The organism is Fulverythrobacter ferritrahens (genome assembly GCF_020539485.1).
Lineage (GTDB): Bacteria > Pseudomonadota > Alphaproteobacteria > Sphingomonadales > Sphingomonadaceae > Andeanibacterium > Andeanibacterium ferritrahens.
Genome location: NZ_JACDXU010000002.1, coordinates 36,289 through 60,871 on the forward strand (window position 1 = coordinate 36,289; position 24,583 = coordinate 60,871).

Consider the following 24,583-nt stretch of genomic DNA (forward strand, 5'->3'; position numbering starts at 1 on the left):
CGGCTGCACGGCAGTGGCAAGAAAAGCCTCGTAAGCCCCTTCAGCAGGCCCGCTCAGCAGCCCCCCACATGGCGGGCCTCTGCCGTGAAGTTGAAGGGCGATTTGCTCGCCACCCCCTGTGTGCTGATCTGGACCAGCTGCGGGCTTTCCTTGCGGATTGTGGTCTGTCCAAAGCCGTTGCCGGGGCAGGCGTAATGCACTGTCACCTGAGTGGGCTTGTCTTCCACGATGAAGCGGCTGCACGCCTGCGGGCCGTGCTGGATCTGGATCAGCTCGCGCCCGTTGCGCACGCAGATGCGCTTGCGCGCTTCACCGTCCCTGATCCGCAATTCCCACGCACCATGGCGCAGCCCGTCCAGCATGGCGAGTTCCGGCCCCTGCGCGGCCGCGGGCGCAATCGTCATTCCTGTAAGGACACCGGCAATCGCCATGATCGGGCGCGCACCGGCAAAAGGCTTCTTACGCATCCGTGAAACTCTGCCCCGCAACATCGAAGGCCATGTAGCACGACTTATCTGAACGGCAAATTGCCCTGTAGGAGCGACGAATCGTGTTACAATTCGATTTGGAACAGCCGCGAACAGAAGGCGCAATCGACCACGATCTTGCCCTGATCGTCACGCATCTCGGCGCGTTCGGCTTCGGGAAAGCGCGCCAGCACCTTCTCGTAATGCTCCACCGTGCAGCGGCAACCGCGTGACAGGCGGGCGCCTTTTTCAACGCGAACTTCGCGTTCCTCATGGAACAGCCGCCATACCAGCGCCTCCAGCGAGAGCGACGGATCGGTCAGCTCATCATGCCGGGTGCTGCCAGCCATCACGGCGACATGTTCCCATTCGGGATGATCGAGCTGCACATGCAGCCGCTCACGCCCTTCCTCGCCTTCAGGCAGATGCTGCACCAGCAAGCCGCCCGCGATGCAGGAATCGCCCTGAGAGCGCACCCCCGCGCGAATCAGCGTAGGCACCTGTTCGGACTGGGCAAAATAGCTCTCGCAAGCCTGGGCGAACGATCCGCCTTCCAGCGGAACGATCCCCTGATAACGCTGGCCGGTGGCCGCCAGATCGAAGGTGATGGCCAGATAACCTTCCCCGAACAGCGAATCGAGCGAGGGATTGGCGCCCAGCCCGCTCATCCCGGCTTCATCAAACTGGGCATAGCCACGCAGCTCGCCGCCGCGATAATCGCACACCATCAGCGAGACGACCCCGCCCTGGGCCTGCGCCTGCAGCGTGATCTGGCTACCATCCTCCTTCAGCAGGGAACCGAGCAGCGCCGTAATCACAAGGGCTTCGGCCAGCACGCACTTGATCGCCGGCGGATAGGAATGGGCGGACAGGATTTCGTCCAGCACCGGGCCCAGCCGCACTACCCGGCCGCGAGCATCGCGGTCGGGCAGCGTGAAAGCCAGGAGCCGATCGAAACCGGTCTCGTCTTCGAGAATGGGAACGACGTCAGTCAAGCAATGTCCTCAGAGTTTTCCGAATGCCCAGAGCAGCACGGATTTCTGCCCGTGAATGCGGTTCTCGGCCTCGTCGAACACCACGGACTGCGCGCTTTCGAACACGCCTTCGCTCACTTCCTCGCCCACATGGGCAGGCAGGCAGTGCAGGAAGATCGCATCGGAAGCCGCACCGGCCATCAGTGCCTCGTTCACCTGGAACGGAGCCATGGCGGCCAGCTTTTCCTCGGCATGGGCCTGGCCCATCGACACCCAGGTATCGGTGACGACGACATCGGCCCCGGCCGCAGCCGCTGCCGGATCGTTGGTGAGTGTCACCACCGCCCCGCCCGCACGCGCCATCTCGACGAATTCGGGATCGGGTTCATAGCCGGCGGGCGTGCCCACGCGAACGTTGAACTTCATCAGGCCAGCCGCCTCCAGAATGGAATGCAGCACATTGTTGCCATCGCCCAGCCACGCGACTTCCAGGCCGGGCAAAGGCTTGCCATGTTCCACCACGGTCAGCAGGTCCGCCACGATCTGGCAGGGATGCGAACGGTCGGTCAGGCCATTGATCACCGGCACGCTGGCATGGCGCGCCAGCTCGTCGATCTTGGAGTGATCGTCGGTCCTGATCATGATCGCATCGCACATACGGCTGAGCACGCGGGCCGTATCGGCCAGCGATTCGCCTCGCCCGAGCTGGGTCGTGCCCGCATCCAGAATCAGCGCGCTGCCGCCCAGCTGGCGCATGGCCATGTCGAAGCTCACCCGGGTTCGGGTGGAATTCTTCTCGAAGATCATCGCCAGCACATGGCCCGCCAGCGGAGCGTCCGAATCGGACGCCCCCTTCGGCAGAGCCGCACGCGCGGCCTTGCGCTCCATCGCGTCGTTGATCATCGCCGCGATCGCGTCTCCTCCCGCATCGGAGAGGTCCAGGAAATGCCGGATCATCGGATCAGTCATCGCTAAGCGGCGCATAGCTCCGCGCCCCCTCGCTCAGCCGTTCCATACATTCGGCAATGTGGCTCTCGTCAATCACCAGCGGCGGCAGGACGCGGAACACATTTTCGCCCGCAGCAACCGTCAGCAGCCCGTGATTGTCGCGCAGATGTGCCACGAAATCGCGGGAGACCGCCGGTTCCTTCAGCTTGATGCCCAGCATCAGGCCCTTGCCGCGGATTTCCTCGAACAGATGATCGTGATTCGGCATGAGCTGTTCGAAGGCCGAACGCATGCGCTCGCCCATGGCGGTGACATGCTCGAAGAAGCCGGGCTCCAGCATCACGTCCAGGATCGCCATGCCCGCCGCCATGGCCAGCGGATTGCCACCATAGGTCGAACCATGCGTACCGAAGACCATGCCCTTGGCCGCTTCCTCGGTGGCGAGGCAGGCACCCAGCGGGAAGCCGCCGCCAATGCCCTTGGCCACCGTCATGATGTCAGGCGTGATGCCGTAATGCTCATAGGCGAAGAACTTGCCGGTCCGGCCATAGCCGCACTGGATTTCATCCAGGATCAGCAGCATCCCGCGCTCGTCGCAGATCTTGCGCAGGCCCTGGATGAATTCGGGCGTGCCCGCCGTCATCCCGCCTTCGCCCTGCACCGTCTCCACCATGAAGCCGGCGGTATCGTCATCGACCAGCGCCAGCGCGGCTTCCAGATCGTTGAACGGGGCATAGGCAAAGCCCGGCACCAGTGGTTCGAATCCGTCACGCATCTTCGGCTGATTCGTGGCCGAGATCGCCCCCATCGTCCGCCCGTGGAAGGCGTTGTTGAAGGTGATGATCTTGTGCCGGTTCGGCTGGCCGTTGACGTAGAAATAGCGGCGCGCGGTCTTGATCGCACATTCGATCGCCTCGGCGCCGGAATTGGTGAAGAAGACCGTATCGGCAAAGCAATTATCGACAATGCGCTGCGCCAGCGCCTCGCCCTGGGGCGAGCCGTAGAGATTGCTGACGTGCATCAGCGTGGCGGTCTGTTCCTGAATCGCCTTGGTCAGGTGGGGATGGCCATGACCAAGCGCGTTCACGGCGATGCCCGCCGCAAAGTCCAGATATCGTTCGCCGCGTTCACCGATCAGATAGCATCCCTCGCCGCGCACGGGGCGAACGTCGCACCGGGGGTAAACGGGCATGAGCGGAGTGATCGACATCGTGGAACTCCCTTGGACTGTTGGGTGGGTAAATATCCGTGAGGTTTATTGGAACGACAAATGGCGGCCCCGAAGGGCCGCCATTCGCTACCGTTTAGGCTTTTGCGGAAGCCCGGTCAAACTACCGGGCGAAACGCAGGCTGGTCAGCCCTGAACGGGCACAAGGTTGACCGCCGAGTACTTGCCTCGTCGATCGACTTCGAGCTCGAATTCAAGCCGGTCGCCTTCGTTGAGCTGCGACAGGCCGGAACGCTCCACTGCGCTGATATGCACGAAGGCATCCGCCTCGCCATCGTCGCGCGTGATGAAACCGAAGCCCTTCATTGCGTTGAAGAACTTGACCGTGCCGGTGGCCTTCTCGCCAGTGCGCTGGCGCTGCGGCGTTGCCGCCGCTGCCGCACGCTGCTCGACCGGGATCACATCGCCCACGATCTGAAGATCGGCTGCGGAAATCTTGCCGCCGCGATCCACGAGGTTGAAAGCGAGTTCCTGCCCTTCGGCAAGGCCTTCCAGACCAGCGCGTTCGACCTGGCTGATGTGGACGAACACGTCCTCACCGCCGCCTTCCTGCTGAATGAAGCCAAAGCCCTTGCCGGCATTGAAGAACTTCACCGTACCCTTGCCGGTACCGACGACCTGGGCGGGCATACCGCCGCCGCCACCACCGCCGCGCGGGCCGCCGAAGCCACCACCGCCGCCGCCGCGCGGGCCGCCGAAGCCGCCACCACCGCCGCCGCCACGAGGTCCGCCGCCAAAGCGATCACCACCGCCGAAACGGTCGCCACCACCAAAACGATCGGAATCGCCGAACCGGTCATGGCCACCGAACCGCGGTCCGCCATCCATGAAAGGGTCAAAACCGTCTTCGCCGATATGATCCCTCTTGTCGCGTCCCCGGCCGCGACGACCTCTGTCAAAACCCATGAAACCTAACGTACCTTCACTTCGTCACATATGCTTCGCGGATGCGAGACACCCGGTCGCGCGGACGAAACGCGCCGGATGCGAGGGCGGACACCCCACTCCCGCCCTGCAAACATATTCCACGTATAACGCAGTTTGGTTTCCTGTGCGAACGATTTAAGCGATTCGTTCTTGACTGCGATTTTCCGCCCCAAAAGGGGCGCTCGATGCGCTTGCCAGCAGGGCTGCGCTTGGGCACAAGGCGCCGCATTATGGATATTATCGCGCTGCTTTCCGATCCTTCCGCATGGGCCGCTCTGGTCACGCTCGTCGTTCTGGAAATCGTGCTGGGGATCGACAATCTGGTCTTCATCGCGATTCTTTCGAACAAATTGCCAGAGCATCAGCAGGCCAAGGCCCGCCGAATCGGCCTGATGCTGGCGCTTGTGATGCGCATCGCGCTGCTGATGCTGATCGGCTGGATCGTGACCTTGCAAACCCCGCTGTTCGATCTGGGCATTTCCGGGGCGCCGGGCGAGCATGGGCAGCCAAGCTTCGAAACCGCTTTCTCAGGCCGCGACCTGATTCTGGTGGCGGGCGGGCTGTTCCTGCTGTGGAAGGCCACCAAGGAAATCCACCACAGTATGGACCCTGAGGGCGAGAGCGGCGAATTGCTGGATCAGGACAAGGGCGTGGCGCAGATGGCCTTCGGCGCCGCCATTGCCCAGATCATCGCGCTGGACCTCGTCTTCTCGATCGATTCGATCCTCACCGCGGTCGGCATGACGGACCATGTGCCGATCATGGTCACCGCCGTGATCATCACCGTGGGCCTGATGCTGGTGGCCGCCAATCCGCTCGCCCGCTTCATCGAGAAGAACCCCACGCTGGTGATGCTGGCCCTCGCCTTCCTTGTGATGATCGGCCTTGTGCTGATCGCCGATGGCTTCGGCTTCCACGTGCCCAAGGGCTATGTCTATGCAGCGATGGGCTTCTCCGTGGCGGTCGAGGGCCTCAACATGATCAAGCGTAATGCCCGCACCCAGCGCGTATCGAACGGAAGGGCCGCCGAATGAGCGATTTTCGCAAGCTGGACGAGGCGGTCTATGCCAGCCCCCAGATCGGGGTGGCCGAGATTGCCGATGCAGCCGCGCTGGGCGTGACGCTGGTGGTCAATAATCGCCCCGAAGGCGAATCGGACGATCAGACCCCCGGGGCCGAGATCGAGGCCGCCGCCCACGCCGCCGGGATGGATTACATCGCCATTCCGGTGACGATGCAGACCCTGTCGCAGGACGATGTCGCCTCCATGGCGCAGGCGCTGGGCGAGGCAAAGGGGCCGGTGCTGGCCTATTGCCGCAGCGGCACCCGCTCCACCCTGCTGTGGTCTCTGGCCGAAGCGAAGCGCGGGCGCGATCCGGAAGAGGTCGCCGCCGCAGCGGCAGCAGCCGGATATGACGTGTCGCCCGTCCGCGCCGCCATGGATGCGCTATACGCCGCCCGGGGCTGAGCCCGCCCAATGAACGGCCAGTTGCTCGTATTTGCGGGCTCGCTTGCCGGAGTGATCTTCCTCGTCCTCATCGCGAAATATCTTGCCTTGGGCAGCGATGCCAGGATCGCGGACGAGGCAGAGGCGCGCGAACTGGCCGACAACGCCCTATGCGGCTTTTCAGCCAGCGAAATCGTGCTGGCAACCGGAGGCAAAGGGGCCCTGCTGCGCGATGGACAGGGGCAGATCATGCTTCTGGCCCCCCATGGCGCGCGCTTCGCTGCCCGACTGCTGGATCGGGACATCGCCGTCTCGCGTGACGGAACCCGCTTGACCCTGATCCTGTCCGACCGCACCTTCCCTCCCGTAAGCATGGATTTCGGCGATCAAGCCGAAGCGTGGGAAAGGCGCATCACGGCGTCGGAGGGTTGAACGGTGCCTGATTTCGATCCCGTCACTTACGCCGTTCCCGCCTTCATCCTACTGGTGCTCGGCGAGATGATCTGGGCGCGGCTGCGCGCCCGGCAGGCCTATGAACTACGCGATACGGCAATCTCGCTTGCCTTCGGGCTGGGCAGCACCGTGGCCGGGGCGCTCACCGCCTCGCTGGTGCTGGCGATGCTGGTGAAGTTGTATGAGTATCGCCTGTTCGCGATCGGCTGGCAGTGGTGGGCCTGGGCCCTGTGCTTCGTGCTGGACGATTTCGCCTATTACTGGTCCCATCGTTTCGGCCATCGCATCCGCTGGTTCTGGGCCAGCCATGTGAACCACCATTCGAGCCAGCATTATAATCTGTCCACGGCATTGCGGCAGACCTGGACCGGCTTCATCGCGATCACTTTCATTTTCCGCCTGCCGCTGGCGCTGATCGGCTTCCACCCGGCGATGATCCTGTTCTGCGGCGGGCTGAATCTGATCTACCAGTTCTGGATTCACACCGAGGCGATCGGACGCATGCCGCGCTGGTTCGAGGCCGTGATGAACACGCCCTCCCACCACCGGGTGCATCATGCCACCAATCCGCTCTATCTGGACCGGAACTATGCCGGCACTTTCATCCTGTGGGACAAGCTGTTCGGCACATACCAGCCCGAGCGAGGCGATATCCGTATCCGCTATGGCATCGTGAAGCAGCTGGGCAGCTTCAACCTGCTATGGGCAGTGTTCCACGAATGGATCGGCATAGCGCGCGACTTGTGGCAAGCGCCCTGGCGGCACAAACTCTCCTATCTGCTGCGCGAACCGGGCTGGAGCCACGATGGCAGCCGCGAGACATCCGACGCGATCCGCGCGCGCTGGATGGAGCTACAGGAGTTGGAGCGACAGGGGCCAGAGCGACAGGGGCCAGAGCGACAGGCGGCCCGGCAACCCGATAACTGAAGCCGGACAGGAAAAAGGGGAGCCGCAGCCCCCCTTCCCTTATTCCATTCCGGCACGGACCGTTCAGGGCTTCTCGATCGCGTCGATCAGCGGCTGCAGGCCATCGCCATATTTCTTCCAGCGCTGCACCGCCGTCTTGTAGATCGGCTGGCGCACCTGGGCGACGCTGGCGGTTTTCACCGGGCGGCTGGACTTGTGGAATTCCAGCATCTTCTCGTCCCAATCGAGGCCCAGGAATTCGATGATGCCGCGTGCCTCCTTCTCGGTATCGGCCACGACATTCTCATATTCCACCACCTTGAGAACGCCTTCGGGCAGCACTGCTTCCCAGTGCTTCATCAAGGCGTCGTACTGGCGATAATAACGGCCCAGCTCGCCCATGTCATAGCTGTGCGGCATGTCGTCCTTGAACAGCTTGGTGAAGGCCGACAGGCAGGAATCCACCGGATCGCGGCGGGTATTGATGAACTTCGCGTTCGGGAACAGCACATGCAGCATGCCGACGAAGAAGTAGTTCGTCAGCAGCTTGTCGGTGACGATCCGTGCATCGCCCGCATTGCGATACATCGATTCCAGATAGCCTTCGCCCAGCAGCTTGAGCTGGTTGGACTTCAGTTCCGTCATCATTTCCGGGAAGCGCGAGAGCGAGGGGAAACGATCGCGCAGGCGGTGGAGGCCCTGCGTGAAATACTTCACTTCACCCGCGCCATAGACGGCGGGGTGGCTGGCCAGGATCTGTTCCACCAGCGTGGAGCCAGACCGCGGCATGCCCACGATGAACAGCAGCCGGTCACCCGGCAGACCTTCAAAGCTGTGATTGGCGATGAAGTCAGCCGTGAACACATTCTTCACATCATCGAAGAACTTGTGGGTTTCGGCCTCGTTATAGGTGAGCTGCGAACGTTTGATCCTGCCGCCCGCAATATAGTGTTCGAGCGCCTTTGCATGCTCGCCATTATCGTCCAGCGCCTTGGCATAGGCATAATGGAGCGGCAGCACGAGTTCGCGATTATTGCTGGTGAAGTTCTCCGCGATCTTGGTCAGACGCTCGTAGAGTTCGGTCTCTTTCGAGTAATCGACCAGATCGTTGAGATTGGCATAGGCGCCGACCATGCGGGGGTTAAGCTCCACGCCCTTGAGAATCTGCGCCCGCGCGTCATCCAGCCGGCCGACCGACTTGAGCGCTACGCCATAGAGGTTGAGCGTTTCCGCATTGGAGGGAGCCAGTTCGGCAGCCTTCGCCAGAAGCTCCACTGCCTCGTCGTAACGGTCCAGCTCGTGCAGTACCATGCCCAGTACGGTAAGCGCCTCGGCCTCCTTCGGATCATCCGTCAGCACCATGCGGCAGGCCCGCTCGGCGGCAGCGAAGTTGGTGCGCTTACATTGCAGCCGGGCAGTGAGGATCAGCGCCCGCTTTTCGCGCGGGGCGATCTTGAGCACTTCACCAAGCTGCCGCAGCGCCTCCACATCCTTCCCATCCGCCGCATAGAGCGAGGCAAGGTTCACATAGGCGTCCACATAGCGGGAGTTCTGGCCGATTGCCTTGCGCAGCGCATGTTCGGCCTGCTCGTTCTTGCCCATCTCGCGCAGCAGCGTGCCGAGATTATTATAGGCTTCCGGATAGCGTTCGCGAACGGCCAGCGCGTTCTGATAGGCGTCGATCGCACCATCGATGTCGCCCGTGCGGCGCAGGGCATTGCCCAGATTGTTATGGGCTTCCGCGAAATCCGGCTGAAGCTCGATCGCCTTGCGATAGCATTCAGCCGCTTCCTTCATATTGCCGCTGTCGAAACGCGCGATCCCCAGATTGTTATGCGCCTGGGCATTACGCGGAGCGAGAGCGAGGGATTCCTGCAAAGCCACGATGGCATCCGCCAGATTACCGCTCTGGCGCTGCATTTCGCCGAGGTTGGAAAAATAGGCGGCGTTCTTCGGCGCGAGCTTGATCGCCCGCTTCAGGCTGGAGATGGCATCCTTCGGCTTGCCTTGGGCATTCAGCGCCACGCCGAGGATGGAATGGGCATCGGCCACTCCCGGCCGAAGCTTGATCACCTGGCGGCAGACGTTCTCGGCCTGCTTGTAGCGCCCGGTGCCGAACAGATAGCCAGCGATGCTGATCGCCTGCTGTTCGGACATCTTCATGGTGCCCTTTTCAACCTTCTGGATAATTTCCTCAAGGCGACGGTCTATCATGGCCTGTTGCATGGGCTTGCTTTCGTCACTTCCTGTGTTTTGCCGGGCATCCCGTTGAGAATGGATGCCGATATCGGCCGATAAAATCTGGACGCAATCCTTTGATCCTGGCGCGATGTGGACAAATGCGCGCTCCGATCAGGATCAGTAGGACAAGGGAAGGCATTGGCCGTAGCGAAACACGGCACGCCACCGGCCCTTAAAGGGCGGTTTCTCCGGTTTCGCCGGTGCGGATGCGCAGGGCGGACTGAAGATCGAGCACGAAGATCTTGCCATCCCCGATGCTGCCTGTGTTGGCCGCCTGCTGGATCGCTTCCACCGCGCGGTCCGCCAGGGAATCCGGCAGGGCGACTTCCACTTTCACCTTGGGCACCATGTTGGTGGCATATTCGGCCCCGCGATAGATCTCGGTCTGGCCTTTCTGCCTACCGAAACCCTTCACTTCGCTGGCCATCATTCCCGCCACACCGATCGCGGCGAGCGCTTCGCGCACTTCGTCGAGCTTGTGCGGCTTGATGATCGCGATGACATATTTCATCTCAATCCAACTCCTTCCCCTCCGGCCATGCCGGTTACCTCCCCACCAAAGCAGCAAGCTGCCCCCGCGTCCAGTGAAGCGCGTCAGAATCTGAACGGCTGTGCGTGAAGCAGGCATAAAAAAGGGGCCGGAGCGGCTGGCTCCGGCCCTTGTTCAGTTTGCGTTCGCAGGAGGAACGTCGTGAGGCGGGATCGGGGGAGGAGAGGAGGAGCCCCGATCCCGCCAAACCTGGTATCAGTTGTAGGCGCGTTCCCCGTGTTCGCCGAGGTCGAGACCTTCGACTTCGACTTCGGGAGAGACCCGCAGGCCGGTCAGAGCCTTCGCGATGAAGATCGCGATGGTGGTGCCGACAGTGGAGATCACGATGGTCGCAGCGACAGCCAGAACCTGGGTGACCAGCTGGCTACCGATCACATAGTCATCGCCACCCGGGCCACCGAGGGCCGGCGAGAAGACGATGGCGGTGCCGATGGCGCCGACGATGCCGCCCACGCCGTGGATGCCGAAGGCGTCCAGCGAGTCATCATAGCCGAGAGCGGGCTTGAGCTTGGCAACCGCGAAGAAGCAGATCACCGAAGCCACCGCGCCGAGCACGATCGCACCGAACGGACCCGAGTTGCCTGCGGCCGGAGTGATCGCGACGAGACCGGCGACGATACCCGAGCAGAAGCCCAGAGCCGAACCCTTGTGGCCCATCAGGCGTTCGGTCAGCATCCAGAAGAGACCAGCCGAGGCAGTGGCGACGAAGGTGTTGATCATGGCGAGCGAGGCAGAGCCATTGGCTTCCAGCGCCGAACCGGCGTTGAAGCCGAACCAGCCCACCCACAGCAGGCCGGTGCCGACCATGGTCAGCGTCAGCGAGTGCGGCGGCATGGGTTCGTTGGGATAGCCCTTGCGCTTGCCGAGGATCAGCGCGGCGACCAGCGCCGAGACACCGGCATTGATGTGCACCACGGTACCGCCGGCGAAGTCCAGAGCGCCCATGGCGAAGAACACGCCGCGAGCTTCCCAGACGAGGTGAGCGATCGGGAAATAGACGATCGTCAGCCAGACAGCCGTGAAGACCATCACGGCCGAGAACTTCATGCGTTCCACGACCGCGCCCAGGACGAGCGCCGCAGTGATTGCCGCGAAAGTCATCTGGAAGCTGACAAAGATATATTCGCTGATGACCACGCCATCGGTGAAGGTGGCGGCGGTCGAATCCGGGCCTACGCCAGCCAGGAAGAACTTGCCCCAGCTGATGAACTGGTTGCCTTCGGGACCGAAGGCGAGGCCATAGCCCCACATCACCCAGATCAGCATGGCGAGAGCGGCAACGGCGCCGATCTGCGTCATGGTGGAAAGCATGTTCTTGGAACGGGTAAGGCCGCCGTAGAACAGGGCGAGACCCGGCAGGATCATCATGAGAACCAGGACGGTGGAGGTCATCATCCAGGCGTTGTTGCCCGGATCGGGAACGGCGGCGGCCGCTTCGGTAGCGGCTTCGGCAACCGGGGCCGGGACAGCGGCGACAGCAGCTTCAGTGGCAGCCGCGGTGGCATCGGCTACCGCCTGGGTAGCCTCCTGCGCCCAGGCGGCGGTAGCGGCGAACATGGACGCGCCAAGCGCGCCGACGCCGCAAGCGAGTTTGCGGATCATAGTAGTACCCCTCAAGTGATGCGGCCGGCTCACAGCGCGGTATCCCCGGCTTCGCCGGTGCGGATGCGCGTTGCGGAAGCGAGATCCAGCACGAAGATCTTGCCGTCACCGATGCTCTCGGTGCTGGCCGTCTGCTGGATGGTTTCGACTACCTGGGCGGCGATCGCGTCGGTTGCGGCGATCTCGATCTTCACTTTGGGCAGCATATTCGTGGAATATTCCGCACCGCGATAGATCTCGGTCTGGCCTTTCTGCCGCCCGAAGCCCTTGACCTCGGACACGGTCATGCCTGCGACGCCAATGGCGCCGAGAGCTTCACGCACCTCGTCGAGCTTGAACGGTTTGATGATGGCGATGATGAATTTCATCTCAAACCCCTGTCTGCTTACCGGCGACACTCCCCGGCTAAGATGAGGGATAGCAAGCAGCGTGCCAAATGAGGGATTCCGGCACTTAGAGCAGGATTTGCGATTCTTTCCCGGTGGTTAAGCACAAGGGCCAGCCCGAATCTTGGGCAGATGCCTATTTTTTAGGCAGTCTATTCCCTGCACACGCGGACAATAGCTGCCGCATTACTGTGCAAATTCTCCGTAAGATGGCTTGGCCGAGAACAGAGGCGCTTTTTCGGGGCTATTTCCGTACTTTGCCCAGTCGCGCCACGGCCCAGATCGGCAGGTGGTCCGATGCGGCCACCGCAAGCGCGCTATGATGAACGCCGTGGTCCAGCACGTCCCATCCGCGCGAGAAGACGATCCGGTCCAGCGGGGCGAGGGGCTGGCGGCTGGGGAAGCTGCGCCCCGGTGCGATCGGTTGCCAGCCGTGGCCGAATTCGCGGATGCTGCCGCCGCGCAGCGACCATTCGTTGAAATCGCCCAGCATCACGGCCGGGCAATCCTCCTCGCAGGTGGCAAGATCGCCCGTCACCGCGCGGATCTGGTCGCGCCGGCGGATGCCCGACAGGTCCAGATGCATGCCAACTACGCGCAGGCGGCGCCCCTCATGCGCCAGTTCCGCCCGCACCGCGCCGCGCGGCTCCAGCGTGGGCAGATGCACGGCATGAGTGCCCAGCACGTCGAAATGGCGGCGAACCAGCACGGCATTGCCGTGCCAGCCCATGCTGTCGGGCCGCATCGCGAGATGGGCGATGGCATAGCCCTGCTCCTCCACCAGCGCGCGCGGCAATACCGAGGCGCGGCGGCCGAAGCGGCGGTCCACTTCCTGCAGGGCGACGATATCGGCATTCACCTCGTGCAGCACGGACAGGATGCGATCGGGATCGCGGCGCCCATCGGTGCCCACGGCCTTGTGGATGTTGTAGCTGGCGAAACGGATTTCCAAGCGGGTCAGTCCTGCGGAATGGTGGAAGGATCGCCCGCGATATAGCGATCCGTCGTGCGCACGGGCAGCCCGTCTATGCTGGTGCGGCGGGTCTTGTGCTTGCCTGCCCATTCGACCGGATCGGCCTTGGCATGGACCTTGAGCAGGGTCGGCCGTTCCCGCTCCAGGCTCATGATCGGCACGCCATAGCCGCAGCTGGTTTGTACGCTTTCCACTTCAATGTCGAAAATCTGCCGTGTGCCGGGCATCAGGGTGAAATGGGCGGCGAGTTCCTCCCAGTCCCGGTCCCACGGCACTACCGGGCGGCCTTGCCCGTAAATGCGCAGGATCAGCGCGGGCTGCTGGAAATTGCAGAACATCACCGTGATGCGTCCATCCTCCAGCAGATGGGCGTTGGTTTCGTTCCCCGATCCGCCGAGATCCAGATAGGCAACGCGATTGGGCGTGAGGATGCGGAAGGCATCGTAGCCCTTGGGGCTGAGATTGATCCGCCCGTCCTTTGCCGCCGTGGCGACGAAGAACATGGGCTGCCGCTCGATCATGGCGGCATGGGCGGGGGTGAGCGCGTCGAAGAACTCGGCCATGGGGGATTGGTAGGCAGTCCATGGCAAGGCGGCAAGCGGGGAGGTGGGCATGCCCCCAACTCGACATTCTGCATTGTCACCCCGGCCCTGTGCCGGGGTCCAGCTTCCTTTCTGGCGACAAGGAAGCGGGATCCCGGAATAAATCCGGGATGACTGGGGGTGGTGCGAATGAGGAAAGGAAGTGGAGGAGAGAACCGCACTATCGCGATGCTGCCCAGCCCTTAACCGGACAGCGTCGCGATGTCAAGATAATTCACCATATAGGTGATTTCCTCACCGCTCCTTGGTCGCGCCGAATTTCAGCTCGGGGTTCTTTTCCTGCTGATAATTCACATCCCACACCGATCTGGCGAGGAACACCAAGTCTCCATCACGATCCCGCGCGAGGTTGGGGCGGTTGAACTGTTCAAAGCTCTTGAGCGCATCGGCAGCGCCTTTCAGCCACCGCGCAGTGTCGAAAGGCGAAGGTTCAAGCCGCGCTTCCACCTTGTATTCCGCCTCCAGCCGGGAAACGAGCACATCCAGCTGAAGCTGGCCAACCACGCCGACGATCCACTGGCTGCCGATCTCGGGATAGAACACCTGGATCACGCCTTCTTCGGAAAGATCGTCCAGCGCCTTCCTCAGCTGCTTGGTCTTCGTAGGGTCTTTCAGGGCGATGCGGCGCAGGATTTCCGGGGCGAAATTGGGCAGGCCGGTGAAGCGCACATCATTCTTTTCGGAGAGCGTATCGCCCACCCGCAAGGTGCCGTGATTGGGGATGCCGATGATATCCCCCGCCTCGGCCGTGTCGGCAATCTCGCGATCCTGCGCAAAGAACAGGATGGGCGAATGGACCGCGATCGGCTTGCCCAGGCCCGAAGGGGTGAGCTTCATGCCCCGCTTGAAAGTGCCGCTGACCATGCGCATGAAAGCGATCCGGTCACGGTGCTGCGGGTCCATATTGGCCTGCACCTTGAAGATGAAGCCGGTCACCTCGTCCTTGTCCGGCGCGATCGTCCCGCCCTCGGCCGGCTGCGGACGGGGCGGGGGCGCATAGCGGGCAATGGCGTCGATCAGTTCGGCCACGCCGAAATTCTTCAGGGCCGATCCGAAATAGACCGGGGTCAGGTCGCCATTGCGATAGGCTTCGAGATCGAATTCGGGATAGATGCCGCGCGCCAGTTCCATCTCCTCCGCCACATCTTCCGGCAGGGAAGGATCGACATCGCGCTTGCCGAGGAATTCGCGGCTGTCCCCTTCCGGGCGGCTGGCGCTGTTGGTGGCGAAGTCGAAAATCCCCTCGAACAGCCCGCCCATGCCGATGGGCCAGGCCTGCGGGGAAACGTCCAGCGCCAGCATGTCGGCCACTTCGTCCAGCAATTCGAAACAGGGGCGCCCCTCGCGGTCCACCTTGTTGATGAAGGTGATGATCGGCACGCTGCGCAACCGGCAGACCTCGAACAGCTTGCGCGTCTGCGGTTCGATGCCCTTGGCCGCGTCGATCACCATGATGGCCGAATCCACTGCGGTGAGCGTGCGATAGGTATCTTCGGAGAAATCCTCGTGCCCCGGCGTGTCGAGCAGGTTGAAGGTAATCCCGTCCTTCTCGAAGGTCATCACCGAGCTGGTGACGGAAATGCCGCGCTGCTGTTCGATCTTCATCCAGTCGGAACGGGCGCGCCGCGCGGCCCCGCGCGCCTTCACCTCGCCCGCAAGATGGATTGCCCCGCCTTGCAGCAGGAGCTTTTCCGTAAGCGTCGTCTTACCCGCGTCGGGGTGGGAGATGATCGCAAAGGTGCGGCGATTGGAAACAGTGGGATTGGCCATGGCCGCGCGGTTAGCCGCAGGGCGCGCCCGCGTCCATATTTCCCGTGAGCATGTCCAAGATGCAGGAACCCGCCTATGGCGAACCGATGGACGAAGTGACTGGATCGGGCTGGCAAGGGCCAGTCGCCCCGCCTCGCCTTATCCCGCGCGAGGGGTGCACCAGCTTTCCCAGCCGCGGGTCAGCATCCAGGACACCAGAATGACGGCGCACAGCGCCAGATCAACCATGCCTGCTACTGCGGCTTCGGCCACGTCCCCCACCGCCAGATGAGTCACCACCATTGCGGCCTTGTGGAAGAACACCAGTTCCCACACGAGCGGCGAACGGGTCGGCCGCCAGGCCAGCAGGGCGAAAAGCCCGGCGAAAACCAGGAAGCCATAGGCTCGCCAGCTTTCTACCCATAGCCGGTCCGCCTCGGCATCAGCCAGCAGCGGCACGGCCCCGGCAAAGGCGCCGACCGCGGAAAGCGCCGCAAGCCCCATCAGCACCTGTCCGATCACGCGGCTACGCATAGCCCCCCTTCCCCGCGCGCGGGGATTACCCGCGCAGTTCGGCCCCCATCTTGGCAGCAGCAGCCACAATTCGCTCGGCAATCGCCTTGAGCTCGTCATCGGTGAAGCTCTTCTCGCCCGGCTGGAGCGTGACTTCCACCGCGAGGGATTTCTTGCCTTCCGGCACGCCTGCGCCGCGGAAATCGTCGAAGATGCGGGCATCGACGATATTGGCCTTGTCCGCACCCTTGACCGCACGCAGCAGATCGCCGGCGGGCTTCGCCGCATCCACCAGGAAGGCAAAATCGCGCGTCACGGCCTGCAGGGCGGGCGGCGAATAGGCCGTGCGGGCAAAGCTGGCGCCGCCCTTCTTTTCCGGAATGGCATCGAGATAGATTTCGGCAGCGACCACCGAGCCATCCACGTCGAAAGCCTCAAGCGTGCGGGGATGCAGCGCGCCAAAGCGGGCAAGCACCACCTTGGGGCCAAGGCGCAGGGTTGCGGACTGGCCGGGATGGAACTGGCTGCCCGCCTCACCCATCACCTGCAGCTTGTCCACCGGCGCGCCGGCTTCAGCCAGCAGGGCCAGCACTTCGCCCTTGGCGTCGAATGCGTCAAACAATTGGGCCTTGCCGGTGCTCCAGCCGCTGGGAACCTTCTCGCCCGCCAGCACCACGCCGAGCGTCAGACGCTCGTCGCTCGTCCCGCCTTCGCCGCGCAGATAGCGGCGGCCGATCTCGAACAGGCGCACGCCCTTGGCACCGCGATCGAGATTACGCTTGGCGGCAGACAGCAGGCCGGGGATCAGCGCGGGGCGCATGGCCTTCATGTCTTCGCTGATCGGGTTATCCAGAACCCACAGCCCGCCGTTCCCGTCTGTGAAATGCTCCGCATCGGGCACGGGCAGGAAACTCCAGGTCACAGCCTCGTTCAGCCCGCGCGCGGCAGCGGCGCGGCGCAGGCGGCGCTCCAGCTTCTGGGCCGGAGTGGCAGTGGGCTGGGCAACCCCATCCGCGCGCGGCAGGGCGACGCTGGCCACCTTGTCGATCCCATGGATGCGGACCACTTCCTCGACGATGTCAGGCGCGCCTTCCACATCATGGCGGCGCAGCGGCACAGTGATGTTCCAATCGTCGGAAACGTCAAAATCCAGCGCGGCGAGGATCGCCTTCTGCTCGGCTTGCGGAACGGCAACGCCGCCCAGTTGCTCGGCCAGAGCCGGATCGTAGCTCACCACTTTCTGCTCGCTCGGCGGGCTGCCCGCGCGGATGACTTCAGAGGCTTCGCCGCCGCAGATCTTCAGGATCAGCGACGTCAGCAGTTCCAGCCCGTCATCGAGGAAGGCGGGGTCCACCCCGCGCTCGAAGCGTGTGCGGGCATCGGAAGCAAGGCCCAGGCGGCGGCCGGTCGCGCCGATCCGCTCAGGCTCGAAATAGGCGATTTCGAGCAGCACATCTTTAGTGTTTTCCGAAACGCCCGAATGTTCGCCGCCCATGATCCCGGCAATGTCGTGCACGCCGGAATCGTCGGCAATCACGGTCATTTGGGCATCGAGCGTATAGGTCTTCTCGTTCAGCGCGAGGACCTGTTCGCCATCCTTCGCCCGCCGCGCCACGACCGCGCCGGTCAGCTGGGCAAGGTCATAGGCATGGGCCGGGCGGCCGAAGCCGAGCATCAGGAAATTGGTGACGTCGACCAAAGCGCTGATCGGGCGCTGGCCCGCGCTGCGTAGCGCAGCCTGCAGCCATTCGGGCGAAGGGCCGTTTGTCACGCCGCGAATGACGCGGCCATAGAAGGCTGGGCAGCCTTCCGGATCGTCGGTGCGGATTTCCACCGGGCAGGGGAAGCTGCCCACGGTTTTTTCGATAGTGAGCGGCTTCAGCGTGCCGAGGCCCGCTGCGGCAAGATCGCGCGCAACGCCGTAGACGCCCATGCAATCGGGCCGGTTAGGCGTGATCGCCACGTCGAATATCGGGCCTTCGCCGCGATAATCGGCAAAGCTGGTGCCGATGGGCGCGCCTTCGGGCAGTTCGATGATCCCGTCATGATCGTCGCCCAGTTCCAGCTCGCGGGTGGAGCACATCATGCCGTTGGATTCGACGCCGCGGATCGCGCTCTTGCGCAGCACCATGCCATTCGCAGGCACGCTGGCGCCCGGAGTGCCGAGCACGCCCACAAGGCCCGCACGCGCATTCGGCGCGCCGCAGACGACCTGCAGCGGATCGCCCCCCTTTGCCACCTGGCCGGTATCCACGGTGAGCACCTGCAGCTTGTCCGCATCGGGATGCGGCTTTGCCGTCAGCACCTTGGCCACGATGAAGCCAGCCAGCTTCTCGGCCGGGTCTTCGATGCCTTCAACCTCGATCCCGATGGCATTCAGCTTGGCCGAAATGGCCGCCGCATCGGCATCGGTATCGAGATATTCCTTCAGCCAGGAGAGCGAGAACTTCATGCGCGTGCTCCCACCCCGGCCGAAAGCGTCGGCTGATCGAAGGCGGAAAAGCCGTAATGCTTCAGCCAGCGCACATCGCCGTCAAAGAAGGCGCGCAAATCGTCCATCCCGTATTTGAGCATGGCGAGGCGATCCACGCCCACGCCGAATGCGAAACCCTGCCACTGATCGGGATCGAGGCCCGACATTTCGATCACCTTGCGGTTGACCATCCCGCTGCCCAGCAGTTCCATCCAGCCATGGCCCGGCTCGTCGCCGCTGCCGCCCAGCACGCGCCGCCCTTTTCCGTCAGGGCCATTCTCGATGGCAAAGCCAACGTCCACTTCCACCGAAGGCTCGGTGAAGGGGAAATAGGAGGGGCGCAGCCGCAGCACGATATCATCGCGCTCGAAGAAGGCCTTGAGGAAAGTTTCCAGCGTCCATTTGAGATGACCGAGGTGAATGCCCTTGTCGATCACCAGACCTTCGACCTGATGGAACATCGGCGTGTGGGTGGCATCGGAATCGGAACGATAGACCCGACCGGGCGCTATGATCCGGACCGGCGCTCCCCCCGCCTTCATGGTGCGAACCTGCACCGGGCTGGTATGCGTACGCAGCAGCATCCGGCCGCCCTGGGGCGCTGTATCAGGGAAGTAGAACGTATCGTGCATCGCGCGGGCCGGGTGGCTTTCCGGCATGTTGAGCGCGGTGAAATTATACCAGTCGTCCTCGATCTCGGGGCCGGTGGCCACGGCGAAGCCCATATCGGCGAAGATCTCGGCCAGTTCGTCCATCACCTGACTGACCGGGTGGACCGAACCCTTCGGCGCATCGGGTGCCGGCAGCGAAAGGTCCAGCGTCTCGGCCGCCAGCCGGGCATCCAGCGCAGCGCTTTCAAGCACATCCTTGCGAGCGGTCAACGCGGCCTGCACCTTTTCGCGCAGGGCGTGGATCTTCGGCCCCTCAGTCTCGCGTTCTTCGGGCGACATGCTGCCCAGGGTCTTCAGCAGGCCAGAGATGCTGCCCTGCTTGCCCAGATATTCCACCCGCAGTGCTTCCAGCGCGGCGAGATCTTCAGCCGCGCCGATCCGCGCCACTGCGGCGCCTTCAAGAGTTTCCACTTCGCCCATGTCCAATCCGGTCCTGCGATTGCGAAACGCCTCTAGGGCGCTGGTCCGGTGCTGGCAATGGTGGAGGGAGCCGCCGAGTGGGCTGGCGAAGGGTCAGGCGGTGCCCTGCCCCGCGGCGATGGGCCCTGTCTAGGTCAGGCTGCGGACAAGCCGCGGGCACGTATGCCCAGCACCTGATCGGGCCGGTCCAATGTCTGCGCGGCAGCGCCCCATATCCGAGCGCGTTGCTTCATGAACGCCCCCAGGATCGGATGTTTGCGCGATGCGTATTCGCCCGGGCTCATGCCCATGAACGAGCGAAACTCCCGCACGAACTGGGCCTGATCGTGGTAATGCGCATCCATCGCCTCGCTCCAGTTGGTGGAATTGTCCAACATGAACTGGGCCAGGCTGCGCATGAAACGCTGGCGCCGCAGCAGCAGCTTGGGAGAAAAGCCGAAATAGCGATGGCACAGCCGCTCCAGCGTGCGGCGACCAAGGCCGGTGTGGTCCGCGAAATCCGCTACGGTTGCTACAGCCGGATCGACCATTGCCGCATGGACCGCCACAATCCGTTCCTGATCGGGAACATCGCGGTTCATGCTGCGCAAGCAGGCAATGATCCGCTCAAGTTCCTCCATCTCGTCCGAGGCCCCCTCGAACAGATCATTGGCGAGCTGCCGGAAATTGGCGAAAGCGGGATGGCTTTCTCCGTCCACCACCATATTCGCAACCTCGGTTGCGGGCCCATGGCAGAACTTGGCCCAGCCCAGCGGGAACAGGCCGATGCCCCACATACGCGTGGTGCCCAGATCGAAATGGACAGGAACGGAACTGGGGCCAGTAGCCATGAAGCGGACATCGCGCACCTTTTCCGAACCGGCCACCCAGGCATCCGGCAGGGAGCCGGTGAAGAAACGGATATTGGCCCATTCCGGCTGCAGGAGATCGTTGACCCGGCCACCGTCCTCCACGGCAAAAGTCGCGCTGTAGAATGAGGAAAAGCAGCCCAGCAGGTCTGCCGGCGCCGGATAAAAGCGCACGTCGATCTGGCACTCCATTACGACCCCCAATTGCGACCCGCCCGTCTGGCGCCCTCTTCCTGTCCATAGATTATACGAAAACGGGCGCGAAACGGAATATCACCGTTTCGCGCCCGTATTTAACCTTACCGTCTGCACTTCCCGAAGGAAGCTGCCTAACGGCTTGTTCAGTTCAATGACTTCAGGCCGGAAGAGCCTTCTTCGCCTGCGCAATGATCGCAGTGAAGGCAGCGCCTTCGTTCATGGCCAGATCAGCCATCACCTTGCGGTCCAGTTCGATGCCGGCCAGCTTGGTGCCGTGGATGAACTGCGAATAGGTCAGGCCTTCAGCGCGGACGGCAGCGTTGATGCGCTGGATCCACAGGGCACGGAAGTTCCGCTTCTTAACCTTGCGGTCGCGATAAGCGTACTGGCCAGCCTTTTCGACTGCCTGACGGGCAACGCGGATGGTGTTCTTGCGGCGGCCGCGAAAGCCCTTGGCCGCATCCAGAATCCGCTTGTGCTTTGCGCGCGTGGTAACGCCGCGTTTAATACGGGACATTGGCTAGTACTCCTCAGTTCAGCCCGTAGGGCGCCCACTTCTTGATCACCTTCGCATCGGCGTCGGAAATCACGTCGGTCCCGCGGTTCTGGCGGATATACTTGCCGTTATGGCTGATCAGGCGGTGGCGCTTGCCGGCAACGCCGTGCTTCACCTTGCCGGTAGCGGTAAGCTTGAAGCGCTTCTTCACACCGCTCTTGGTCTTCAGTTTGGGCATTTTCGTCTCCTTGTTCGAGACACATCGAGCCTGCCCTGGCAGCCCTTTCAGCCAGGCGGACCCAGAATCACCGAAAAGTGATCTCGTGTCTTTGAAGCGGGCGCCTTTAACGGGATCAGCCCGAATTGCAAGGCAGAGATGCGGCGGGCCGCCGCCAGAGCGCCAGCCCGCCGTCTTCAGACCTTCCTGCCGGCAGCCCTGCCGGTAGCCTTGCCGGTAGCCTTGCCGGCTGGGCGATCAGAAACGGGCGCCCAGCGAAAGGCCCGCATGGCGGCGCTGGAAGTTGATCCCGAAGATATCGCCATTGTCGGCATAACCGAACTCGACACGACCGTAGAAATTGCTGCCGAAGCCGTGCTCGTAACCGATCGCGCCTTCCACGCCATCGCCACGCTCGCTCACGGTCAGGCCGGGCGTGCTCACTTCCAGGCCGAGGCTGGCGTAGCCGACCTTGGCATAGATCAGTCCGCGATCCCCAACAGTGACACCGGCATGCAGGCCGAAAGCGTAATTGTCGGTTGCCTTCACGCAATCCGGGTCGACGCAATTCTTGACCGTGGAGATTTCATAGGTGCCATAGGGCCCGACAACCACCTTGTCGCTCACCGCAAAGTCGAAGCCTGCCTCGCCGCCGAAGGCCATGGCCGAGCCGAGCTTGTAGATGTCGCCTTCTTCCTCGACACTGCTGACCGTCGGCGTTTCGAGCGTCGCGCGTGCTTCGATACGGAAGCCGGCCTTGTCGTTCTTGCCCTCTTCCTCCTGTGCGAAGGCAGGCTGAGCGAGACCGCCGGCGAGCGCCGCGGCCAGGAACAGATATTTCATGTGGATTTACCCCCTGATTGATGCCCGTCGAATGCGGGCCACTGCTCCGTTACAGCGCACTTGCGATCTTTAAAAAGGGGGATGCATCCAATCTGGTGCGATAAGTAATTTACCGGAAAACAGACGCGTATTGGTCCTGCTCCCTTGTGAGGACCAGGTTGCCGGACCAGTTTACCGAGGCCGCCTGCTCAATGTCCGCAGGCCAGCGCCTCCACCACGTCTTCCAGCCGCGCGGGGTCGCCCAGAGCCAGCACATGGCCGCCCGAAGCTGCATGGAGCGGATCGCCGTTCCAGTCGCACATCGTGCCGCCAGAGCCCTCCACAACCGGGACGAGCGCCGCATAATCATGCAGCTTCAGCCCCGCCTCGCAAACGATGTCGATCTGGCCCATGGCGAGCATGGCGTAATTATAGCAATCGCCGCCCATCACCATCCGGCGGTGCGAGGTCTTGGCCGCCAGGGCCATGAAATGCTCGCCTTCATGATCGTCGAAATATTGCGGGCCAGTGGTGGCCAGCGTCGCTGCGGACAGTTCGCGGCACGGGCGCGTCCGGATGGGCTTGCCGTTAAACAGCGTCGGCCTTCCGGTTACACCCAGCCACCGTTCCGCAAGGATCGGCTGGTCGATGATGCCCAGTACCGGGAAGCCATCCACCAGCAGCGCGATCAGTGTTCCGAAGATAGGGCGCCCGGCGAGAAAGGACGTGGTCCCGTCGATCGGATCAAGCACCCATTGGCGGCCCGAAGTCCCGGCCGAAACGCCATATTCCTCACCATGGACGCCGTCCGCAGGCATTTCCGCCTCCAGAATGCGCCGCATGACCTGTTCGGCCTCACGGTCCGCCAGCGAGACGGGAGTGGCGTCCTCCTTGGCCTCGCTATGCACCGGTTCACGGAAGTGGGGACGGATAGCCGCACGTGCGGCGTCGGCCAGACGGTGAGCCAGGGCAATCTCGGCATCGAGCTTCATTCGGATACAGCCTCGCGCAGGGGATGGCCTTCGACCACGACCCAGGAAGAAACGGCGCGCATTCCCTGCGGACCGGCATGGCCCCAGTGAACGGTGCCGGGGGGAATACGGATGCCCTGCCCGGCCTGCAAGGTCATATCCGGCTGGCCTTCCCGCGAAAGCACGGCCGAACCGCCTATGACATAAAGGAATTCCGCGCCGGCATGGCGATGGCGCGGAATTATCGCACCTGCGGGCATGGCCAGATCGCCCACCACCAGCGAATGGCCGGGGGCGCCCGCGATCGGGCCTTGCAGCACTTCATTCGATCCGGCTGGCGGTTGATAGACCTTCACACCGCCCGGCTGCGCACCGCAGGCGCCCAGGGCTGCCACCAAAGGCAGCAGCACCGCGCCGGGTCTTGTTACAGCCGCCCTGCGCGAGCGCGGCGCCATGTCAGTCGAACAGGCTCGAAACCGAGCTTTCATCCGCGATACGACGCACGGCCTCGCCAATCAGCGGAGCGATCGGCAGGATGCGGATGCTCTGCGATTCCTGCGCTGCATCGGTCGGCAGGATAGTGTCGGTGATGACCAGCTCCTTGAGCGCCGAATTGTTTACCCGTGCCACCGCACCCCCCGAAAGCACGCCATGGGTGATATAGGCCGCCACGCTCTTGGCCCCGGCATCGAGCAAGGCCTGCGCCGCGTTGCAGAGCGTGCCGCCCGAATCGACGATATCGTCAATGAGAATGCAGGCGCGGCCCTTCACGTCACCGATGATGTTCATCACTTCGGATTCGCCGGCGCGTTCGCGGCGCTTGTCGACAATGGCGAGCGGGGCGTTCTCAAGCCGCTTGGCCAGGGCCCGGGCGCGCACCACGCCGCCCACGTCAGGCGAGACGACCATCAGGTCCGAATCTCCGTAACGCGCCTGGATGTCGGCCGCCATCACGGGCGCGGCATAGAGGTTGTCGGTCGGGATATCGAAGAAGCCCTGTATCTGCCCGGCATGGAGATCCACCGAAAGCACGCGGCTGGCGCCGGCCTGGGTGATCAGATTGGCCACCAGCTTGGCCGAGATCGGCGTGCGCGGGCCGGGCTTCCGGTCCTGCCTTGCATAGCCGAAATAGGGCACCACTGCCGTGATCCGCTTGGCCGATGCGCGCTTGAGCGCATCGATGCAGATCAGCAGCTCCATCAGATTGTCATTTGCCGGATATGAGGTGGACTGGAGGACGAACACATCCTCCCCGCGCACATTCTCATGAATCTCGACAAAGATTTCCTCATCCGCAAATCGGCGGACCGAGGCGTCGGTCAACGGCATTTCGAGATAGGCCGCGATCGAACGCGCAAGCGGCAGGTTGGAATTGCCGGCCATGATCTTCATCGCTTGGGGGCCCCTGTTCTCGCGGCGGGAATCAATGCGCCCGGCTCTAGCCAAGCGTCACACGATTGCAACCTACAGTGCGGCTGCGCTGTTGAAAGCGCGTATGCCG

26 protein-coding genes are annotated in these 24,583 nt (G+C 63.1%); 4 read left to right on the top strand and 22 right to left on the bottom strand.

Translation table 11 applies throughout. The annotated features are described in order from the left end of the window. Positions 1–53: 53 nt before the first annotated feature. The 5 genes from H0274_RS08225 to H0274_RS15650 all read right to left on the bottom strand — a co-directional run bounded on the left by H0274_RS08225 (position 54) and on the right by H0274_RS15650 (position 4,523). On the bottom strand, positions 54–467 hold the full coding sequence (locus tag H0274_RS08225; protein WP_226794517.1) for a hypothetical protein: 414 nt from the start codon (positions 465–467) through the stop codon (positions 54–56). 86 nt (positions 468–553) lie between these two features. Beyond that, positions 554–1,462: an Hsp33 family molecular chaperone HslO gene (gene hslO, locus H0274_RS08230; protein ID WP_226794518.1), complete on the bottom strand. Its 909-nt coding sequence runs from the start codon at positions 1,460–1,462 to the stop codon at positions 554–556. A gap of 9 nt (positions 1,463–1,471) precedes the next feature. Further along, on the bottom strand, positions 1,472–2,398 hold the full coding sequence (gene argF / locus H0274_RS08235) for an ornithine carbamoyltransferase (RefSeq protein ID WP_226794519.1): 927 nt from the start codon (positions 2,396–2,398) through the stop codon (positions 1,472–1,474). Between the two features lie 4 nt (positions 2,399–2,402). Then, a complete protein-coding gene (locus H0274_RS08240) occupies positions 2,403–3,599 on the bottom strand; it encodes an aspartate aminotransferase family protein (protein ID WP_226794520.1) in 1,197 nt (398 codons plus the stop codon). Positions 3,600–3,743: 144 nt separating this feature from the next. After that, the gene (locus tag H0274_RS15650; protein ID WP_319018211.1) at positions 3,744–4,523 is read right to left on the bottom strand and encodes a cold-shock protein; all 780 of its coding nucleotides are present in this window, start codon (positions 4,521–4,523) and stop codon (positions 3,744–3,746) included. Between the two features lie 251 nt (positions 4,524–4,774). On the opposite strand from H0274_RS15650, the gene H0274_RS08255 reads away from it, so the two are divergent. From H0274_RS08255 to H0274_RS08270, 4 genes are read left to right on the top strand one after another with little or no spacing between them, the layout of a single operon-like run. After that, the gene (locus H0274_RS08255; protein WP_226794521.1) at positions 4,775–5,578 is read left to right on the top strand and encodes a TerC family protein; all 804 of its coding nucleotides are present in this window, start codon (positions 4,775–4,777) and stop codon (positions 5,576–5,578) included. Further along, positions 5,575–6,012, top strand: coding sequence for a protein tyrosine phosphatase family protein (locus H0274_RS08260; protein WP_226794522.1), 438 nt, complete (start codon positions 5,575–5,577; stop codon positions 6,010–6,012). The genes H0274_RS08255 and H0274_RS08260 overlap by 4 nt, the downstream gene beginning before the upstream one ends. A 9-nt stretch (positions 6,013–6,021) precedes the next feature. Then, the gene (locus tag H0274_RS08265) at positions 6,022–6,423 is read left to right on the top strand and encodes a hypothetical protein (RefSeq protein WP_226794523.1); all 402 of its coding nucleotides are present in this window, start codon (positions 6,022–6,024) and stop codon (positions 6,421–6,423) included. 3 nt (positions 6,424–6,426) lie between these two features. Then, a complete protein-coding gene (locus tag H0274_RS08270) occupies positions 6,427–7,371 on the top strand; it encodes a sterol desaturase family protein (protein WP_226794524.1) in 945 nt (314 codons plus the stop codon). 63 nt (positions 7,372–7,434) lie between these two features. On the opposite strand, the gene H0274_RS08275 is transcribed toward H0274_RS08270, so the two are convergent. From H0274_RS08275 to H0274_RS08355, 17 genes are all read right to left on the bottom strand, one after another. Further along, entirely contained in the window at positions 7,435–9,576 is a 2,142-nt protein-coding gene (locus tag H0274_RS08275; protein ID WP_226794525.1) for a tetratricopeptide repeat-containing sulfotransferase family protein, read from the bottom strand. Between the two features lie 187 nt (positions 9,577–9,763). Further along, complete coding sequence (locus H0274_RS08280; RefSeq protein ID WP_226794526.1) at positions 9,764–10,102, bottom strand: P-II family nitrogen regulator; 339 nt, start codon at positions 10,100–10,102, stop codon at positions 9,764–9,766. Positions 10,103–10,336: 234 nt separating this feature from the next. Next, on the bottom strand, positions 10,337–11,743 hold the full coding sequence (locus H0274_RS08285) for an ammonium transporter (protein ID WP_226794527.1): 1,407 nt from the start codon (positions 11,741–11,743) through the stop codon (positions 10,337–10,339). A 29-nt stretch (positions 11,744–11,772) separates the two neighbouring features. Next, positions 11,773–12,111, bottom strand: coding sequence for a P-II family nitrogen regulator (locus H0274_RS08290; protein WP_226794528.1), 339 nt, complete (start codon positions 12,109–12,111; stop codon positions 11,773–11,775). Between the two features lie 262 nt (positions 12,112–12,373). Continuing rightward, entirely contained in the window at positions 12,374–13,081 is a 708-nt protein-coding gene (locus H0274_RS08295) for an endonuclease/exonuclease/phosphatase family protein (RefSeq protein ID WP_226794529.1), read from the bottom strand. A 5-nt stretch (positions 13,082–13,086) separates the two neighbouring features. Continuing rightward, positions 13,087–13,665 carry a pyridoxamine 5'-phosphate oxidase family protein gene (locus tag H0274_RS08300; RefSeq protein ID WP_226794530.1) on the bottom strand — a complete coding sequence of 193 codons (579 nt, stop codon included), beginning with the start codon at positions 13,663–13,665 and terminating at the stop codon, positions 13,087–13,089. A gap of 273 nt (positions 13,666–13,938) precedes the next feature. Further along, positions 13,939–15,474 carry a peptide chain release factor 3 gene (locus H0274_RS08305; protein ID WP_226794531.1) on the bottom strand — a complete coding sequence of 512 codons (1,536 nt, stop codon included), beginning with the start codon at positions 15,472–15,474 and terminating at the stop codon, positions 13,939–13,941. A 138-nt stretch (positions 15,475–15,612) separates the two neighbouring features. Beyond that, complete coding sequence (locus H0274_RS08310; RefSeq protein ID WP_226794532.1) at positions 15,613–15,987, bottom strand: hypothetical protein; 375 nt, start codon at positions 15,985–15,987, stop codon at positions 15,613–15,615. Positions 15,988–16,012: 25 nt separating this feature from the next. Then, positions 16,013–18,418 carry a phenylalanine--tRNA ligase subunit beta gene (pheT, locus tag H0274_RS08315; RefSeq protein ID WP_226794533.1) on the bottom strand — a complete coding sequence of 802 codons (2,406 nt, stop codon included), beginning with the start codon at positions 18,416–18,418 and terminating at the stop codon, positions 16,013–16,015. Then, entirely contained in the window at positions 18,415–19,530 is a 1,116-nt protein-coding gene (gene pheS, locus H0274_RS08320; RefSeq protein WP_226794534.1) for a phenylalanine--tRNA ligase subunit alpha, read from the bottom strand. Before pheS ends, pheT begins: the two co-directional genes overlap by 4 nt. Before the next feature lie 134 nt (positions 19,531–19,664). Next, positions 19,665–20,570, bottom strand: a complete 906-nt coding sequence (locus tag H0274_RS08325; protein WP_226794535.1) for a helix-turn-helix domain-containing protein — start codon at positions 20,568–20,570, stop codon at positions 19,665–19,667. 163 nt (positions 20,571–20,733) lie between these two features. Continuing rightward, on the bottom strand, positions 20,734–21,093 hold the full coding sequence (rplT, locus tag H0274_RS08330) for a 50S ribosomal protein L20 (protein ID WP_226794536.1): 360 nt from the start codon (positions 21,091–21,093) through the stop codon (positions 20,734–20,736). Between the two features lie 13 nt (positions 21,094–21,106). Then, positions 21,107–21,310, bottom strand: a complete 204-nt coding sequence (gene rpmI, locus H0274_RS08335; protein WP_054531242.1) for a 50S ribosomal protein L35 — start codon at positions 21,308–21,310, stop codon at positions 21,107–21,109. A gap of 237 nt (positions 21,311–21,547) precedes the next feature. Next, positions 21,548–22,132, bottom strand: a complete 585-nt coding sequence (locus H0274_RS08340) for an outer membrane beta-barrel protein (protein ID WP_226794537.1) — start codon at positions 22,130–22,132, stop codon at positions 21,548–21,550. A gap of 188 nt (positions 22,133–22,320) precedes the next feature. Beyond that, on the bottom strand, positions 22,321–23,103 hold the full coding sequence (locus tag H0274_RS08345) for an inositol monophosphatase family protein (RefSeq protein ID WP_226794538.1): 783 nt from the start codon (positions 23,101–23,103) through the stop codon (positions 22,321–22,323). Next, positions 23,100–23,537 carry a cupin domain-containing protein gene (locus tag H0274_RS08350; protein ID WP_226794539.1) on the bottom strand — a complete coding sequence of 146 codons (438 nt, stop codon included), beginning with the start codon at positions 23,535–23,537 and terminating at the stop codon, positions 23,100–23,102. The genes H0274_RS08345 and H0274_RS08350 overlap by 4 nt, the downstream gene beginning before the upstream one ends. 1 nt (position 23,538) lies before the next feature. After that, entirely contained in the window at positions 23,539–24,474 is a 936-nt protein-coding gene (locus H0274_RS08355; protein ID WP_226794540.1) for a ribose-phosphate pyrophosphokinase, read from the bottom strand. Positions 24,475–24,583 lie beyond the last annotated feature (109 nt).

Coding starts and splice junctions, on each gene's coding strand:
- H0274_RS08225 (WP_226794517.1), bottom strand. CDS start 467: ATGCGTAAGAAGCCTTTTGCCGGTGCGCGCCCGATCATGGCGATTGCC.
- argF (WP_226794519.1), bottom strand. CDS start 2,398: ATGATCCGGCATTTCCTGGACCTCTCCGATGCGGGAGGAGACGCGATC.
- H0274_RS08240 (WP_226794520.1), bottom strand. CDS start 3,599: ATGTCGATCACTCCGCTCATGCCCGTTTACCCCCGGTGCGACGTTCGC.
- H0274_RS15650 (WP_319018211.1), bottom strand. CDS start 4,523: ATGGGTTTTGACAGAGGTCGTCGCGGCCGGGGACGCGACAAGAGGGAT.
- H0274_RS08255 (WP_226794521.1), top strand. CDS start 4,775: ATGGATATTATCGCGCTGCTTTCCGATCCTTCCGCATGGGCCGCTCTG.
- H0274_RS08260 (WP_226794522.1), top strand. CDS start 5,575: ATGAGCGATTTTCGCAAGCTGGACGAGGCGGTCTATGCCAGCCCCCAG.
- H0274_RS08265 (WP_226794523.1), top strand. CDS start 6,022: ATGAACGGCCAGTTGCTCGTATTTGCGGGCTCGCTTGCCGGAGTGATC.
- H0274_RS08275 (WP_226794525.1), bottom strand. CDS start 9,576: ATGCAACAGGCCATGATAGACCGTCGCCTTGAGGAAATTATCCAGAAG.
- H0274_RS08280 (WP_226794526.1), bottom strand. CDS start 10,102: ATGAAATATGTCATCGCGATCATCAAGCCGCACAAGCTCGACGAAGTG.
- H0274_RS08285 (WP_226794527.1), bottom strand. CDS start 11,743: ATGATCCGCAAACTCGCTTGCGGCGTCGGCGCGCTTGGCGCGTCCATG.
- H0274_RS08290 (WP_226794528.1), bottom strand. CDS start 12,111: ATGAAATTCATCATCGCCATCATCAAACCGTTCAAGCTCGACGAGGTG.
- H0274_RS08300 (WP_226794530.1), bottom strand. CDS start 13,665: ATGGCCGAGTTCTTCGACGCGCTCACCCCCGCCCATGCCGCCATGATC.
- H0274_RS08305 (WP_226794531.1), bottom strand. CDS start 15,474: ATGGCCAATCCCACTGTTTCCAATCGCCGCACCTTTGCGATCATCTCC.
- H0274_RS08310 (WP_226794532.1), bottom strand. CDS start 15,987: ATGCGTAGCCGCGTGATCGGACAGGTGCTGATGGGGCTTGCGGCGCTT.
- pheT (WP_226794533.1), bottom strand. CDS start 18,418: ATGAAGTTCTCGCTCTCCTGGCTGAAGGAATATCTCGATACCGATGCC.
- pheS (WP_226794534.1), bottom strand. CDS start 19,530: ATGGGCGAAGTGGAAACTCTTGAAGGCGCCGCAGTGGCGCGGATCGGC.
- H0274_RS08325 (WP_226794535.1), bottom strand. CDS start 20,570: ATGGAGTGCCAGATCGACGTGCGCTTTTATCCGGCGCCGGCAGACCTG.
- rplT (WP_226794536.1), bottom strand. CDS start 21,093: ATGTCCCGTATTAAACGCGGCGTTACCACGCGCGCAAAGCACAAGCGG.
- rpmI (WP_054531242.1), bottom strand. CDS start 21,310: ATGCCCAAACTGAAGACCAAGAGCGGTGTGAAGAAGCGCTTCAAGCTT.
- H0274_RS08340 (WP_226794537.1), bottom strand. CDS start 22,132: ATGAAATATCTGTTCCTGGCCGCGGCGCTCGCCGGCGGTCTCGCTCAG.
- H0274_RS08345 (WP_226794538.1), bottom strand. CDS start 23,103: ATGAAGCTCGATGCCGAGATTGCCCTGGCTCACCGTCTGGCCGACGCC.
- H0274_RS08350 (WP_226794539.1), bottom strand. CDS start 23,537: ATGGCGCCGCGCTCGCGCAGGGCGGCTGTAACAAGACCCGGCGCGGTG.
- H0274_RS08355 (WP_226794540.1), bottom strand. CDS start 24,474: ATGAAGATCATGGCCGGCAATTCCAACCTGCCGCTTGCGCGTTCGATC.